Source organism: Pseudomonas sp. FSL W5-0203, from assembly GCF_001896155.1.
Taxonomy (GTDB): domain Bacteria; phylum Pseudomonadota; class Gammaproteobacteria; order Pseudomonadales; family Pseudomonadaceae; genus Aquipseudomonas; species Aquipseudomonas paracarnis.
This window is the reverse complement of the sequence record NZ_MPOR01000001.1, coordinates 113,134-127,676: the sequence shown is the minus strand read 5'-3', so window position 1 is coordinate 127,676 and position 14,543 is coordinate 113,134. Positions and strand designations below refer to the sequence as shown.

Annotated in this window: 12 protein-coding genes; 6 read left to right on the top strand and 6 right to left on the bottom strand. The window is 61.1% G+C overall.

The features are described 5' to 3' along the window. Positions 1-3: 3 nt before the first annotated feature. Positions 4-969, bottom strand: a complete 966-nt coding sequence (locus BOP96_RS00585) for a 2-hydroxyacid dehydrogenase (RefSeq protein WP_058409900.1) — start codon at positions 967-969, stop codon at positions 4-6. 84 nt (positions 970-1,053) lie between these two features. On the opposite strand from BOP96_RS00585, the gene BOP96_RS00580 reads away from it, so the two are divergent. The 4 genes from BOP96_RS00580 to BOP96_RS00565 all read left to right on the top strand — a co-directional run bounded on the left by BOP96_RS00580 (position 1,054) and on the right by BOP96_RS00565 (position 7,233). Next, positions 1,054-1,686 carry a LysE family translocator gene (locus BOP96_RS00580; protein WP_014716957.1) on the top strand — a complete coding sequence of 211 codons (633 nt, stop codon included), beginning with the start codon at positions 1,054-1,056 and terminating at the stop codon, positions 1,684-1,686. Positions 1,687-1,951: 265 nt separating this feature from the next. Then, on the top strand, positions 1,952-3,634 hold the full coding sequence (locus BOP96_RS00575) for a fatty acid--CoA ligase (protein ID WP_014716958.1): 1,683 nt from the start codon (positions 1,952-1,954) through the stop codon (positions 3,632-3,634). A 332-nt stretch (positions 3,635-3,966) separates the two neighbouring features. Then, the gene (locus BOP96_RS00570) at positions 3,967-5,826 is read left to right on the top strand and encodes a DUF1302 domain-containing protein (protein WP_003188640.1); all 1,860 of its coding nucleotides are present in this window, start codon (positions 3,967-3,969) and stop codon (positions 5,824-5,826) included. A gap of 42 nt (positions 5,827-5,868) precedes the next feature. Continuing rightward, entirely contained in the window at positions 5,869-7,233 is a 1,365-nt protein-coding gene (locus tag BOP96_RS00565) for a DUF1329 domain-containing protein (RefSeq protein WP_014716959.1), read from the top strand. Between the two features lie 76 nt (positions 7,234-7,309). On the opposite strand, the gene BOP96_RS30000 is transcribed toward BOP96_RS00565, so the two are convergent. Next, on the bottom strand, positions 7,310-7,474 hold the full coding sequence (locus BOP96_RS30000; RefSeq protein ID WP_153649474.1) for a hypothetical protein: 165 nt from the start codon (positions 7,472-7,474) through the stop codon (positions 7,310-7,312). Between the two features lie 89 nt (positions 7,475-7,563). Between BOP96_RS30000 and BOP96_RS00560 the strand changes: the two genes are divergently transcribed. Beyond that, positions 7,564-10,293 carry a LuxR C-terminal-related transcriptional regulator gene (locus BOP96_RS00560; protein ID WP_073451615.1) on the top strand — a complete coding sequence of 910 codons (2,730 nt, stop codon included), beginning with the start codon at positions 7,564-7,566 and terminating at the stop codon, positions 10,291-10,293. Positions 10,294-10,302: 9 nt separating this feature from the next. Here BOP96_RS00560 and BOP96_RS00555 read toward each other — a convergent pair whose 3' ends face one another. Genes BOP96_RS00555 through BOP96_RS00540 form a run of 4 tightly spaced genes read right to left on the bottom strand, consistent with a single transcriptional unit; the run spans position 10,303 to position 13,736 of the window. Continuing rightward, positions 10,303-10,860, bottom strand: coding sequence for a PqiC family protein (locus BOP96_RS00555; RefSeq protein WP_019816952.1), 558 nt, complete (start codon positions 10,858-10,860; stop codon positions 10,303-10,305). A gap of 14 nt (positions 10,861-10,874) precedes the next feature. After that, complete coding sequence (locus BOP96_RS00550; RefSeq protein WP_014716962.1) at positions 10,875-12,524, bottom strand: PqiB family protein; 1,650 nt, start codon at positions 12,522-12,524, stop codon at positions 10,875-10,877. After that, entirely contained in the window at positions 12,505-13,149 is a 645-nt protein-coding gene (locus BOP96_RS00545; protein ID WP_034134887.1) for a paraquat-inducible protein A, read from the bottom strand. Before BOP96_RS00545 ends, BOP96_RS00550 begins: the two co-directional genes overlap by 20 nt. After that, positions 13,146-13,736 (bottom strand): paraquat-inducible protein A, encoded by a 591-nt coding sequence (locus BOP96_RS00540; protein WP_034134888.1) that lies wholly within the window; start codon positions 13,734-13,736, stop codon positions 13,146-13,148. The genes BOP96_RS00545 and BOP96_RS00540 overlap by 4 nt, the downstream gene beginning before the upstream one ends. Positions 13,737-13,891: 155 nt before the next feature. Here BOP96_RS00540 and BOP96_RS00535 point away from each other — a divergent pair, with 155 nt between their 5' ends. Then, positions 13,892-14,536, top strand: coding sequence for an MBL fold metallo-hydrolase (locus BOP96_RS00535; protein WP_014716965.1), 645 nt, complete (start codon positions 13,892-13,894; stop codon positions 14,534-14,536). Positions 14,537-14,543 lie beyond the last annotated feature (7 nt).

Below are 14,543 nucleotides of genomic sequence, written 5' to 3'. Positions count from 1 at the left end.
TTATCAACTGACGACGCGCAGCGGGGCGCCGTTGAAAAAGCCCTGGGCGTTTTCCGTGAGCTGGCCGACGATGCGCTGCCGCGCTTCGCGACTGCCCCAGGCGTTGTGGGGCGTGACGATCAAGCGTGGAATGTTTCCCGCCAGCAGCGGATTACCAGTGACTGGCGGCTCGACACTCAACACGTCAGTCGCCGCGCCGCCAAGATGACCACTGCGCAGCGCGTCGGCCAGGGCCTGTTCATTGATCAAGCCACCGCGTGCGGTGTTGACGATAAACGCGCCGGGCTTGAGCAGCGCCAGTTCACGGGCGCCGATAAAGTCGCGGGTGTGTTCATTGAGTGGGCAATGCAGGGTCAGCGCATCGACCTGGGTCAGCAATTCGTCCAGCGGCACACGGTCGGCGCGGGCAGGGCGCCCAGGTATCGCGCCGAGCACCACGCGCATGCCGAACGCTTCAGCCAGGCGTGCCACGGCACTGCCCAATTCACCGTGGCCGAGCAGGCCGAGGGTTTTGCCTTCCAGTTCGACGATCGGATGGTCCAGCAGGCAAAACTGTTTGGCCTGCTGCCATTTGCCAGCGGCCACATCCTGTTGATAGTCCTTCAAGCGCGTGGCGAGGTTGAGCAGCAGCATGATCGTATGTTGTGCCACCGACGGCGTGCCATAGCCCTGGCAGTTGCTCACGGTGATGCCGTGGGCGCGGGCCGCTTCAAGGTCGATATTGTTGGTGCCAGTGGCCGATACCAGGATCAGTTTGAGCTCGGGGCAGGCGGCCAGGGTTTGCGCCGTGAGCGGGATTTTATTGCTGATGGCGACTTGGGCGCCCTGCAAGCGCTCCAGCACATTTTCTGGCGTGGTCTGTTCAAACAACTGAAGCTGGCTGAAGCAGTCATGCAAACCGCTGAGGTCGAGGTCGCCCAAGTCCAGGGAAGGGTGGTCGAGGAAGACGGCGCGGCGATTGTTCATGATCAACTGTACCTTTTGCGACGAGGTTCGAAGGCGTAATCTGCCGAGCCTATCAGATGAAATAATCAGTTACTTAATGGAGTGAGCATGTACGTCGCCGAGTTTTTGACCGTAGCCTTGATTCACTTGTTGGCAGTGGCGAGCCCCGGCCCGGATTTCGCCGTGGTGGTGCGTGAAAGCGTGACCCACGGCCGCCGTGCCGGAACCTGGACGGCCTTGGGCGTCGGTTCGGCGATTTTCCTGCATGTGGGTTACTCGTTGCTGGGTATCGGCTTGATCGTGTCCCAGTCTATTGTGCTGTTCAATGCGTTGAAGTGGGCCGCAGCCGCGTACCTGCTGTACATCGGCTTCAAGGCCCTGCGCGCTCAGCCGGCCAAGCCTGCGGCCGAGGGCGAGCTGCACCGTGAAGCGGGCGAGCGCACTCCACGCGGCGCGTTTACCGCAGGCTTTGTGACCAATGGCTTGAACCCCAAGGCCACGCTGTTCTTCCTGTCGCTGTTCACCGTGGTGATCAACCCCCACACACCGCTGGCGGTACAGGCTGGTTACGGTGTGTACCTGGCGGTGGCCACGGCCCTGTGGTTTTGCCTGGTGGCCATGTTGTTCAGCCAGCAGCGCGTGCGCGCCGGGTTTGCAAAGATGGGTCATTGGTTTGATCGGACCATGGGCGCGGTGTTGATTGCCATCGGGGTGAAGCTGGCCTTTACCAGCATGAAATAATCACTTTTCTCAAGTCAGCACAGTCCAAATGTGGGAGCGGGCTTGCTCGCGAATGCGGTGGTTCAGTCAAAGATATACTGGCTGACACTCCGCATTCGCGAGCAAGCCCGCTCCCACATTGGGTCTCATTAGGTCCTCGGTAATGGCGTAACGCTAGCATTTGCTGGTCCCTGCAAATCATTCCTTTGGCTGATTTGGCTGAAACATAAGCGCTCTACAGTGCAGGTCTTCAAGCCAAGACCGTGCAGTCATTAAAGGGATTCTTATGTTGCAGACCCGTGTTATCCCGCCCGCCGAAGGTGCGTACCAGTACCCGCTGTTGATCAAGCGCCTGTTGATGTCCGGGACTCGCTACGAGAAGACCCGGGAAATTATCTACCGCGACAAGCTGCGCTACAGCTACCCGACGCTGATCGAGCGCGTTGCGCGCCTGGCCAATGTGCTGACCGAAGCCGGGGTCAAGGCTGGTGATACTGTGGCGGTGATGGACTGGGACAGCCACCGTTACCTGGAGTGCATGTTCGCCATCCCGATGATCGGCGCGGTGATTCACACCATCAACGTGCGCCTGTCGCCAGAACAGATTCTGTACACCATGAACCACGCCGAAGACCGCTTTGTGCTGGTCAACAGTGAGTTCGTGGGGCTCTACCAGGCCATTGCCGGGCAGCTCACCACCGTCGACAAGACCTTGTTGATTACCGATGGTGACACCCTCACCGCCGAGCTACCCAACCTGGTGGGTGAGTATGAAACCCTGCTGGCCGCGGCCAGCCCCATCTATGACTTCGAGGATTTCGACGAAAACTCGGTCGCCACCACCTTCTACACCACCGGCACCACCGGTAACCCCAAGGGCGTGTACTTCACCCACCGGCAACTGGTGCTGCACACCATTGGCGTGGCGACCATCATGGGCAGCGTCGACAGTGTGCGCCTGCTGGGCACCAACGATGTGTATATGCCGATCACGCCGATGTTCCACGTACACGCCTGGGGCTTGCCGTATGTGGCGACCATGCTCGGGCTCAAACAGGTGTACCCCGGCCGCTACGACCCCGAATACCTGGTGGAACTGTGGCGCAAGGAGAAGGTGACGTTCTCCCACTGTGTGCCGACCATTCTGCAAATGGTGCTCAACGCCAAGGCTGCGCAGAACGTGGATTTCGGCGGCTGGAAAATCGTCATCGGCGGCAGCGCCCTCAACCGTTCGCTGTATGAAGCTGCCAAGGCTCGTGGCATTCAGCTGACCGCTGCGTATGGCATGTCCGAGACCGGGCCGCTGGTGTCCTGCGCTCACCTCAATGATGAGCTGATGGCCGGCAGCGAAGATGAGCGCACCACCTACCGCATCAAGGCCGGTGTGCCGGGCCCGTTGGTCGAGGCGGCAATCATGGACACCGACGGTCGTTTCCTACCCGCCGATGGCGAAACCCAGGGCGAACTGGTGCTGCGCGCGCCGTGGCTGACCGAGGGTTACTACAACGAGCCGCACAAGGGCGCCGAGCTATGGGCCGGTGGCTGGCTGCACACCGGTGATGTGGCCACGCTGGATGCCTTCGGTGTGATTGATATCCGCGACCGCATCAAGGATGTGATCAAGACCGGCGGCGAATGGATCTCTTCCCTGGCACTCGAAGATCTGGTCAGCCGCCACCCGGCGGTACGGGAAGTGGCGGTGGTGGGCATTGCCGACCCGCAATGGGGCGAGCGGCCCTTCGCCTTGTTGGTGGTGCGTGAAGGGCATGTGATCGATGCGCGAGAGCTCAAGGAACACCTCAAGCCTTTTGTCGAGCTGGGCCATTTGAGCAAGTGGGCGATCCCGAGCCAGATCGCCGTTGTTACTGAAATTCCCAAGACCAGTGTCGGCAAACTCGACAAGAAACGTATCCGTGTCGACATCATCGAATGGCAGGCCAACAACAGCACGTTCCTGTCCACGCTCTAAACCCTCTCGCCGCGCCCGTTCGGGCGCGGCAATGCTCTATATCAAGCCTTTACTTGTGATTTGCCGAATTTCAGCCATCCTTCCCGCGTCGACCTTCGTCGGCGTGGCGAAAGGGTTGTGGCAGACAGGTTGGTGATGCAAATCACACTTTAGAGGGATCAAGCACTACCCCCCTCTGGCTATAGTCCCTTTCAGAGTTTTTCGCGGATGTTGCGCTTCGAGCCATGGAGGCTCGGTGGCGATGCGGCATTGGAATCGTTGTATCCCGGCCGTTACATCTGAAGAAAGGGCTCACTGCCATAACAATAAAATATGCACATGGAGTAGCGTCGATGACCTCAGTAAACCAGTTCTGGCGCCGGGCAAGACTGCCCCTGGCCGTCAGCCTCGCTTCTACGCTCGCCGGGCCGGCATTCGGCGTCAGTTTCAACATTGGTGAAATCGAAGGGAGCTTTGACTCGTCGCTTTCCGTGGGGGCGAGCTGGTCCACGGCCAAACCCAATCGTGACCTGATCGGTGCCAACAACGGCGGCAAGGGCCTGTCCCAGACCTCCGATGACGGGCACTTGAACTTCAAGCGCGGCGAGACGTTCTCGAAGATCTTCAAGGGCATCCACGACCTGGAACTGAAGTACGGCGACACCGGTGTGTTTGTGCGGGGCAAGTACTGGTACGACTTTGAACTCAAGGACGAAAGCCGTCCGTTCAAGGACATCAGCGACAACAACCGCAAGGAAGGCGCCAAGTCTTCGGGCGGGCAGATTCTCGATGCGTTCGTCTACCACAACTACTCGATTGCCGATGCGCCGGGTTCCGTGCGTTTTGGTAAGCAGGTGGTGAGCTGGGGGGAAAGTACCTTCATCGGCGGCGGCATCAACTCCATCAACCCGATCGACGTGTCGGCGTTTCGCCGTCCGGGGGCCGAGATCAAGGAAGGCTTGATCCCGGTGAACATGTTCTACGTGTCCCAGTCGCTCACCGACAACCTGTCGGCCGAGGCGTTTTACCAGCTGGAGTGGGACCAGACCGTGACCGATAACTGCGGCACGTTCTTCTCGCAGCCGGACGTGATCTCCGATGGTTGCAGCAATAACCTGCGGGTACTGAACAAGCGTTCGACCATTCCTGCCGCCGCCCTGCCGACCCTGGGTGCCTTGGGGGTGGACGTGAACAGCGAAGGCGTGCTGGTGCGCCGTGGGCCGGACCGTGATGCCCGCGACAGCGGCCAGTTTGGCGTGGCCATGCGCTACAACTTCGAACCGCTGGATACCGAATTCGGCGCCTACTTCATGAACTACCACAGCCGTGCGCCGATCTTCAGCGCGCAGGGCGCGCCATCGGCGGCCTACACGCGTCCGCTGGGGCCACTGGGGGCCTTGCGACCGTTGATCGTGGCGGGTAGCTCGAACTACTTCGTCGAGTACCCGGAAGATATTCGCCTCTACGGCCTGAGTTTCTCCACCACCTTGCCTACCGGCACCGCCTGGAGCGGTGAGTTGAGCTACCGTCCGAATGCGCCGGTGCAGTTGAGCACCACTGACATTCTGTTCGCCGGTGTCACGCCGATCCCCGGCTTTGGCAATGCGTCCGTGCTCAAGGGCACGCCGGGCCAGGACCTGCACGGCTACAACCGCAAGGAGGTCACCCAGTTCCAGACCACCTTCACGCACTTCTTCGATCAGGTGATGGGCGCCAGCCGCCTCACCACCGTCGGTGAAATCGGCGTGACCCACGTGGGTGGCCTGGAAAGCAAATCCCAGGCTCGTTACGGCCGCGACCCGGTGTTCGGCCCAGGCACGCTGCCAGGTGGGTTCTGCAACGCCCTCAACAACTCCACCGCCAACGGCGCCGGCTTGCCCAACGCTGCTGGCCTGAACACCAACTGCAACAACGACGGCTACACCACCGCAACGTCCTGGGGCTACCGCGCCCGTGCCATCTGGGAATACCCGGACGTGTTCGCGGGCGTGAACCTCAAACCCAACGTGGCCTGGTCCCATGACGTCAAAGGTTACTCGCCAGGCCCTGGCGGCAACTTTGAAGAAGGTCGCAAGGCGGTCAGCCTGGGCCTGGATGCCGAATACCAGAACACCTATACCGCGAGCCTGGCGTACACCAACTTCTTTGGTGGCAAGTTCAGCACTGTGGATGACCGCGACTTTGTCGCCTTGAGCTTCGGCGCCAACTTCTAAGCACACTCTTTTCAAGTGGCATGTATTCAGGAAGACCAGAGCATGAAAATAACAAAAAGTCTGTTGCACGTGGGTGTGCTTGGGCTGTCGATCCTGGCGAGTAACGTCATGGCGGCAGTCTCGGCAGATGAAGCCGCCAAGCTCGGCACGACCCTGACCCCGATGGGCGCCGAGATGGCCGGTAACGCGGCCGGCACCATTCCAAAATGGTCGCCATTGCCGACCAATGCCGGTGCGGTCGACGCCCGTGGTTTCCTCGCCAACCCGTATGCCAGCGAGCAACCGCAGTTCACCATCACCGCGCAGAACGTCGAGCAGTACAAAGACAAGCTGGCCCCCGGGCAATACGCGATGTTCAAGCGTTACCCGGACAGCTTCAAGATGCCGGTGTACCCGACCCATCGCGGCGCCACCGTGCCGGCCGAGGTGTTTGCCTCGATCAAGAAAAACGCCACCACCACCAACCTGGTGTCCGGCGGCAACGGTCTGGAAAACTTTGAAACCGCCGTCCCGTTCCCGATTCCCAAGAGCGGCGTTGAAGTGATCTGGAACCACATCACCCGTTATCGCGGTGGCAGCGTGACCCGCCTGGTTACCCAGGCCACCCCGCAAACCAACGGTTCCTACAGCCTGGTGTACTTCCGCGACCAGTTCGTGTTCCGCGACAAGATGAAGGACTTCGATCCGAAAAACCCAGGCAACGTGCTGTTCTACTTCAAGCAGCAAGTGACTGCGCCAGCGCGCCTGGCCGGTGGTGTGCTGCTGGTGCACGAAACCCTGGACCAGGTCAAAGAACCGCGTTCGGCCTGGGTCTACAACGCCGGGCAGCGCCGTGTGCGTCGGGCGCCGCAAGTGTCCTATGACGGGCCGGGTACTGCCGCCGACGGCCTGCGCACCTCCGACAACCTCGACATGTACAACGGTGCGCCGGACCGCTACGACTGGAAGCTGGAAGGCAAGAAAGAAATCTACATTGCCTCCAACAGCTACAAGATCGACGATCCCAAGCTCAAGTACGCCGATATCATCAAGGCTGGCCACATCAACCAGGACCTGGCTCGCTACGAGCTGCGCCGTGTCTGGCACGTGGTCGCCACCTTGAAGGAAGGCCAGCGCCACATCTACGCCAAGCGTGACTTCTACATCGACGAAGACACCTGGCAGGCAGCGGTGATCGACCACTACGACGGTCGTGGCCAACTGTGGCGCGTCGCCGAGGCCCATGGCGAGAACTACTACGACAAGCAAGTGCCGTGGTACGCCCTGGAAACCCTCTACGACCTGCAGTCCGGCCGCTACCTGGCCCTGGGCATGAAGAACGAAGAGAAGCAGGCCTATGACTTCGGCTTCACCGCCAGCACCAGCGACTTCACCCCAGCGGCCCTGCGCCAGGACGGTGTTCGCTAACCTCTGCTGATGCTCTCTGAATGATCGCTCCCACGCTCTGCGTGGGAGTGCTTCCTGTGACGCTCTGCGTCACGCCTCAAAAGTCGACGCGCAGCGTCGAAGTCTGCATTCCCACGCAGAGCGTGGGAACGATCATTCCTGGATGGGCGCGTTTTTTTTTGTGCTTCGCGAGCAAGCTCGCTCCTGCTTCTTGCTTGGCGGCTGGAAGGGATATTTCTTGTCGCAGTTCTTTTTCAGCCATTTGTTGCAAAGATCTACAATCCCGCCGCTTTTACCGCTAGTCTGCGGACATCTGCAATGCCGACAACAGCCTTCTACAAGAGCCCGGCGATGACTGATCTGTCCCGAACCCATGGGCCTGCCAGTGTGGTGATGCCGCCGCTGGAAGGCCGCTTCTACCGGCCCCCGTTGCCTGACGGCTACGTGCTGCGCCCGCGCCTGTGCGAACGGCTGAATGCGGGCCTTGATGGGCGACTGTTGCTGGTCAGCGCGCCCGCGGGGTTCGGCAAGAGTTCGTTGGCGGTGGAGTTCTGCCAGGGCTTGCCAGCCCAGTGGCAAAGCCTGTGGTTGGGCCTGAGCCCTCGTGACAATGACCCCGGCCGTTTCCTGGAGCGGCTGCTCGACGGCTTGCAACAGTATTTTCCGCAACTCGGCGCCCAATCCCTGGGGTTGCTGAAAATGCGCCAGCGTCACCAACCCTTTGCCTTCGAAGAATGGCTCGATGGCCTGCTCGACGAACTGGCCGTGCACCTGTCTGCACGTTCGCCGTTATTGCTGGTGCTGGATGACTATCACCTGGCCCAGGGCCCGGTGCTGGATCGCTGCCTGCAGTTTTTTCTCAATCATTTGCCTGATGGCCTGGTGGTGCTGGTCACCAGCCGGCAGCGTCCGGACTGGCACCTGGCACGCCTGCGTCTGTCGCGACACCTGTTGGAACTGCATGAGCAAGACCTGCGCCTGACCCATGACGAATCCCTGGCGGTGCTGGATGGACACGGCAATGCATTGCGCGGTGAGGCGTTGGAAAACCTGATCCGTCGTAGCGAGGGCTGGGTCGCCGGCCTGCGCTTCTGGTTGTTGGCGGCCTCCGAAGCCGGCAGTGAGGGCGCCTTGCCGCAAAGCCTGCACGGTGGCGAAGGGCTGATTCGCGATTACCTGCTCGAAGAAGTCATCGACTGCCTGCCCGCAGAAGTGCAAGCGTTCCTGTATGACACCGCACCTCAGGAGCGTTTTTGCAGCGAATTATGCGACGCCGTCCGCGAGGCCCATGACAGCGCAGAAATCCTGCGCTATTTGCAGGCTCATCAAGTGTTCCTGGTGCCGTTGGATGAGCAAGGGCACTGGTACCGTTATCACCATTTGTTCTCCGACCTGCTGCGTACCCGCCGCGAGAAAAGCGCCACCTTGCCGCCGGCCAGCCTGCACTTGCGCGCCTGTCGCTGGTTTAACACCCAGGGCTTGATCGACGAGGCGGTGGAGCAGGCGCTGCGGGCCGGGCATCTGGATGTGGCGGCGAATCTGGTGCAGAACCTGTCCGAAGAGCAACTGCTGGCAGAGCAGAACATCGGCATGCTGCTGCGCTGGAAGATGGACTTGCCCGACAGCCTGCTGATCAGCACGCCGCGTTTGATCGTGCTGTACAGCTGGGCGCTGGGGCTCGCATGCCAATTGGATGCAGCGCAGGAGCTGTCCAGCTACCTCAGCCGCTTCCTGCCGGCGCCATCGGCCACCGCGCAAAAATCCATGTTGGCCCAATGGTTGGCGCTGAGCGGGATTATTGCCCGTGGGCGCGGAGACCGTGAGCTGACCCAGCGCTATTGCAACGAAGCGTTGGAAAGCTTGCCGCCAAAGCGTTACGGCCAGCGCCTGATGTGCCTCTCGACCCTGTCCAACCTGGCGATCGTCGATGCCGACCTGTGGCGCGCTCGTGGTCTGAACCGCGAATCGTTGGAGCTGGCGCAGCGCGTCGGTAACCCCTTGTTTGAAGCCTTGGCCCATTACGACCGGGCGCGGGTGCTGCAGGCGCGGGGGGAGATCCTGCGTTCCCTGGATGAAGCCCGCCAGGGCCTTGAGCGCCTGCATGGGCTGGCGCCCCAGCGCCTGTATGCCGTGCGCGCACGCCTGTCGCTGTACGAGGGGTACCTGCTGCTGGTGCGTTACCAGCCCGAAGCCGGCCTGGCGCGTTTGCGCGCCGGCCTGGCCGAGGCCCGTGCCTGCCGCGATATCAGCGTGCTGATCGGGCACTGCGTCATCGCCAGCTTCGAAGGGCGGCGTGGGGAGTTTGCCCATGCTTTTGCCGAACTGGCCGAGGCCGAGCGCTTGATGCACATCTGGGATGTGCCGCCGATCTATTACCTGGCGATGATCACCCTGATCAAATGCGAGTTGTGGCTGGCCCAGGGGCGCACTGACCTGGCCGACGCCTGGCTGGCCCGCCTGGGGCAGACCTACAACGGCGAGCACGCTGCGGCCGCCCCCGAGTTTCATCCGCACTTGCCGCAACATATCGAGCTGCAACAAGCCGCGCTCGATGCCACGCGCCATCAGCCCGACAGCGCGCTGCAACGCCTAGAAGCGCTGGCCCAGCAGGCTCATGACAGTGGGCGCCAGATGATTGCCCTGATGGCGCTGGTCCAGCAGGTGCAGTTACTTCTGGATAATGGCCAGGAAGCCAAGGCCAGGCCGGTGTTCGCCCGTGCCCTGGAAGCCGGTTCAGGTGGTGCGTTGCAGCCGTTTCAACGGTTGTTGGAGGGTTACCCGCAGTGGATGCGCGAGCAGTTGGGCAAGGATTCCCATGGGCTGCTCAATCAGAGCTTGCTGGCGTTGCTGCCCCAAGTCAGCGCAGTTGAAGCCGCACCTCAACAGGAAACCCTCAGCACCCGAGAGCTGGCGGTGCTGCAACTGATTGCCCAAGGCTGTTCAAACCAGGAAATCAGCAACCAGTTGTTCATCTCTCTGCACACGGTGAAGACCCACGCCAGCCACATCAACAGCAAGCTCGGCGTGGAGCGTCGTACCCAGGCAGTAGCGCGGGCCAAGGCCATGGGCTTGTTGGCCTGAGCCCTGGGTTTATGGCGTGGTCGGGCAGCCTTTGAGTGAGGTGTCGACGGTCTGATTGATCAGCGCCGCGAAACGCTTGAGGTTGTTCTGATGCGCCACCACCAACTCGTCGATGCTCGGCCCGGCAGGTGATTGCAAGGTGGTGCGGCAGGTCAAGGCCGGGCGATCGCCATTGACTTGCCTCAGGCGCCAGCGCACATCGAGCAATGCGTACTGCCCCGGTACCGAGTCAAACCGCTGCACGTCTACGCGCAAAGCCACGGCTTGCCGGGCATTGCTGTTGGCCAATTGATCGACCAAGGCGCTCCTCAGTTCATCGGCGAGGGTGGCGGCCCACCACTGGGTTTCAAGAATCGCCAGGCCGCTGTCGCCCTGGCGGATCACTATCTGCGCGCGGTCGACCTGAGGCGGCACGCTGATGCTCTCAATGCGCACACCGCCGGCCTCTGCTCGCGTACTCGGGCTCAAGTGCGCCGGGGTCAGGGTATGAAAAGCGATGGGTTCACTGCGACAGGCACCGAGCAGCAGCAGGGCGCTCAGTAACGTGATCTTCAACGGCAATGTCATGGCGGCTCCAATGGTCATTTGCGGGGTGGCCCTTGCAGGTCCGTCGGTGCGGCGTTATCGGGGCGGCCGCGAATCAGCGACTCCGGATGCCGGCCCAGATAATCCGAAAGCTCGCGCAGGGAACGCGACATGCGCCCCAACTCGTCGAGGGTCTGGGTCAGTTGTTCACGCTGCGGCGAGTCTTCGGCCAGGGTTGAACTGGCCGATTGCAGGGTCTTGCTCACGTCGGCCAAGGTCGTTTGCACACCCGGCAGCGTCTTGGCGTTGAATTGCGCCAGGCCCTTGCGCAGTTCGACCAGGCTGGCGTCGAGGTTGCCGGCAATACGCTCGACAGGCAGTTGGCTGATCTTGTTGACGATGCCTTCGAACTTCTCTTGCAGCTGTTCCAGGTTGCCCGGGATGGTGGGGATGCCCACGGGGCGCTGGTTCGGGTCGAACGCGACTTTTTCCGCCTTGGGGTAGAAGTCCAGGGCGATGTAGAGCTGGCCGGTCAGCAAGTTACCGCTGCGAGCCTGGGCGCGCAGGCCGTTTTCGATGAAGGTCCCGATCAGGCGTACGCCGGCTGCCTCATCGTCAGGGTTATTGTTCATGGCCTTGAGCAGCTTGGTGTGGGCCTCGCCGAGCAGTTGCGGGTAGATCACGATGCCGACATTGACCGGGAAGGTGCGTTTCTTCGCATCGAAATCCAGGTTGATCGATACAACCCTGCCGAACTCGACGCCGAGGAACTCCACCGGTGCGTCGACTTTCAGCCCGCGCAGGGCCTGATCGAAGCGCAGGACCATGTATTGCCCCTTGCCGTTGGGCGGGGCGAGGGCGCTTTGCTGGTCTTCGAACAATTCAAAGCTGCGACTTTCTTCGGCCGGTTTGTCATTGGGGTTGTAGGGCGGCGCCTGGAAGGCAATCCCCCCCATCAACATGGATGACAAGGATTCGGTTTTCAGCGCAAAGCCATTGGCACCGACGCTCAAGTCGACGCCGCTGGCATTCCAGAACCGCGTGTTCTCGGTGATGTACACATCATTGGGCGCATGCACGAAGATTTCGACATTCACGCCCTTGCCCTCGTTGTCCAGCTCATAGGCCACCACCTGGCCCACCGGGATCTTGCGGTAATAGACGGGGGAGCCGATGTCCAGGGAACCCAGGGCCTGGGTGTGCAGGGTGAAGCGCTTGCCCGGCTCGCCGTAGGTGATGGGCGGCGGGTTTTCCAAGCCGGTGAAGTGCTTGGCGCGGGTCTCGGATTGACCGATGTCCGCGCCGATATAGTCGCCGGACAACAACGTGTCGATGCCCGACACGCCGCCTGCGCCGATGCGTGGGCGCACCACCCAGAATTTCGAATCTTCGCGGGTGAAGCTTTCGGCCTGTTTGACCAGTTCGACGGTGGCGTTGACGCTTTTCTGGTCATCGCTCAGGGCCACGGCGGTTACCTGGCCGATCACCACGTTGCGGTATTTGACCTCGGTTTTGTTGGCAACCAGCCCGCTGCCGGTCTTGAAGTTGAGGACGATGGTCGGCCCTTGTTGCATGACGCTGTGGATCACCAGCGAGATCCCCACCAGCACGGCGACAATCGGCACGATCCAGACCAGCGAAACGCTGAAACGACGCGTCTTGATCACGGGTTGCCCCGCAGGGGTATCAGCCTTGGATGAGCTCATCCGAGGTCTCCTCGTTAGGTGGGTTTTCCCAGATTAGCCGGGGATCAAAGCTCATGGCCGCGAGCATCGTAAACACGACCACCAGGCCAAAAAACAGAATACCCAGGCGCGGTTCGATCGTGCCCAGGGCTTGAAACTTCACCAGCGCGGCCACCAGGGCGACCACGATGACATCGAGCATCGACCAGTAGCCGATCAGTTCGATAAACCGAAACAGCTTCGAACGCTCCTTGCGCGCCCACTGGCTATTGCGCTGCACGGTGACCAGCAGCAGCCCCAGCGACAGGAACTTGATGCCCGGCACGGCAATGCTGGCGATGAAAATGATCAGCGCAATGTCCCAGGCGCCATGCTGCCAGAACTCCAGCACGCCACTCATGATGGTGCTGTCTGCGCCCGAGCCGAGCATGGTGGTGTTCATCACTGGCAATAAATTGGCCGGGACATAAAAGGCGAGGGCGGTGAGCATGTAGGCCCAGGTTCGGGTCAGGGACTGCACCTTGCGCCGATGCAGCGCGGCGCCACAGCGCTCGCACTCGGTGGGTTCAAGGCGCATGTCGCAGGGCTGGCCGCAGGTGTGGCACAGGCACAGGTTCAGCTCGCGAGCGGTGGGCGGTGAATTCATACGGTGTCCCACAGGTCACGCACATCGCGCCCGGCAATGCGGATCAGCAACAGGCTCAGGGCGGCCAAGGCAAACAGGCCGGTGCCAGGGATCACATCCAGCATGCCGGCCAGCTTGAACACCGCGACCATCGCGCCCAGCAGGCACACCTCCAGCATGCTCCAAGGCCTGAGCGCTTCGAGCCAGCGCATGCACAGCTTGAACGCTGGCGAGCGCCGGCCGGCCAAGGCGAAACTCAGCACCCAGATCAGCAACGCTAGCTGAAACACCGGGGCGATAATGATGGAGATCGCTGCCACCAGTGCAATGAACGTGATTGGCCCCAGGCTCAGTGCAACCACTGAGTCCCAGAGGGTGGCGCTGTTTTTCAAGCCTTGCAGGCTGATGCTCATCACCGGGTAAAAGTTGGCAAAGGTCCACAGCACTGCGGCAGTCACCGTCAGGGCCAGACGTTGTTGCACCGACAGGCCGTTATAGCGCTGCAGCACGCCCGAGCAACGTACGCATAGGGCTTTTTGATGTTTGGCGAGCGTGACTTTCTCGTACACGCAGTCGCAGTGCTCGCAGATGATCTGTTGATTCGCCATGGGTGTTGCTCCAAATGCGACTGACTGCAGCGGGGGATTTCAATGGCGCGTGTGTAGCTTAGCAGCGGATAGACCGCGCAATCGACTCCTTCCAGAGCAGGGGCAAGCTACACCATACTGCACTTGGAACGCGCCAGAGAGCTTGCAGGACACCCATGACTATTGAAAAACAACCGTTGATTCGCGAAACCTTTCCCGTCGGCCCGTTGCAGTGCAACTGCACCATCATTGGTGACCCGGTCACAAAAAAAGCCATCGTCGTCGACCCCGGCGGCAATCACGAGTTGATTCTGGCGCGCCTTGATGCGCTGGGCCTGAAGGTGGTGAGCATTATCCACACCCATGCTCACCTTGATCATTTCCTGGCTTCCGGCCAATTGAAGGAAAAGACCGGTGCTACGTTGCACCTGCATAAGGATGATCAATTTCTGTGGGACAACCTGGAAATGCAATGCCAAATGTTTCGCGTGCCCTACGTCCCGGTGCCGTCTCCGGATCGCTGGCTGGAGCATGACGAAGAACTGGCCTGCGGCTGCGGCGTGGCCTTGCACACCCCAGGGCATACACCGGGCTCGATGAGTTTCTGGTTTGCCGACGCCAAGCTGTTGATCGCCGGCGATACCTTGTTTCGTCGCGGGGTAGGGCGTACGGATTTATGGGGCGGCGACCAGGCGACGATTGTGCGGTCGATCAAGCAGCGCCTGTATACGCTGGACGAAGGCGCGACGGTGGTCACTGGGCATGGGCCGGATACGTTGCTGGGCGATGAGATGCGGGAGAATCCTTTCGTGCGTGCGTGATGGGTTG

Bases quoted from the DNA above. Each gene is read 5' to 3' on its own strand.
- BOP96_RS00580 (WP_014716957.1), top strand. From the start codon at position 1,054: ATGTACGTCGCCGAGTTTTTGACCGTAGCCTTGATTCACTTGTTGGCA.
- BOP96_RS00575 (WP_014716958.1), top strand. From the start codon at position 1,952: ATGTTGCAGACCCGTGTTATCCCGCCCGCCGAAGGTGCGTACCAGTAC.
- BOP96_RS00570 (WP_003188640.1), top strand. From the start codon at position 3,967: ATGACCTCAGTAAACCAGTTCTGGCGCCGGGCAAGACTGCCCCTGGCC.
- BOP96_RS00565 (WP_014716959.1), top strand. From the start codon at position 5,869: ATGAAAATAACAAAAAGTCTGTTGCACGTGGGTGTGCTTGGGCTGTCG.
- BOP96_RS30000 (WP_153649474.1), bottom strand. From the start codon at position 7,474: ATGGCTGAAAAAGAACTGCGACAAGAAATATCCCTTCCAGCCGCCAAG.
- BOP96_RS00560 (WP_073451615.1), top strand. From the start codon at position 7,564: ATGACTGATCTGTCCCGAACCCATGGGCCTGCCAGTGTGGTGATGCCG.
- BOP96_RS00555 (WP_019816952.1), bottom strand. From the start codon at position 10,860: ATGACATTGCCGTTGAAGATCACGTTACTGAGCGCCCTGCTGCTGCTC.
- BOP96_RS00550 (WP_014716962.1), bottom strand. From the start codon at position 12,524: ATGAGCTCATCCAAGGCTGATACCCCTGCGGGGCAACCCGTGATCAAG.
- BOP96_RS00545 (WP_034134887.1), bottom strand. From the start codon at position 13,149: ATGAATTCACCGCCCACCGCTCGCGAGCTGAACCTGTGCCTGTGCCAC.
- BOP96_RS00540 (WP_034134888.1), bottom strand. From the start codon at position 13,736: ATGGCGAATCAACAGATCATCTGCGAGCACTGCGACTGCGTGTACGAG.
- BOP96_RS00535 (WP_014716965.1), top strand. From the start codon at position 13,892: ATGACTATTGAAAAACAACCGTTGATTCGCGAAACCTTTCCCGTCGGC.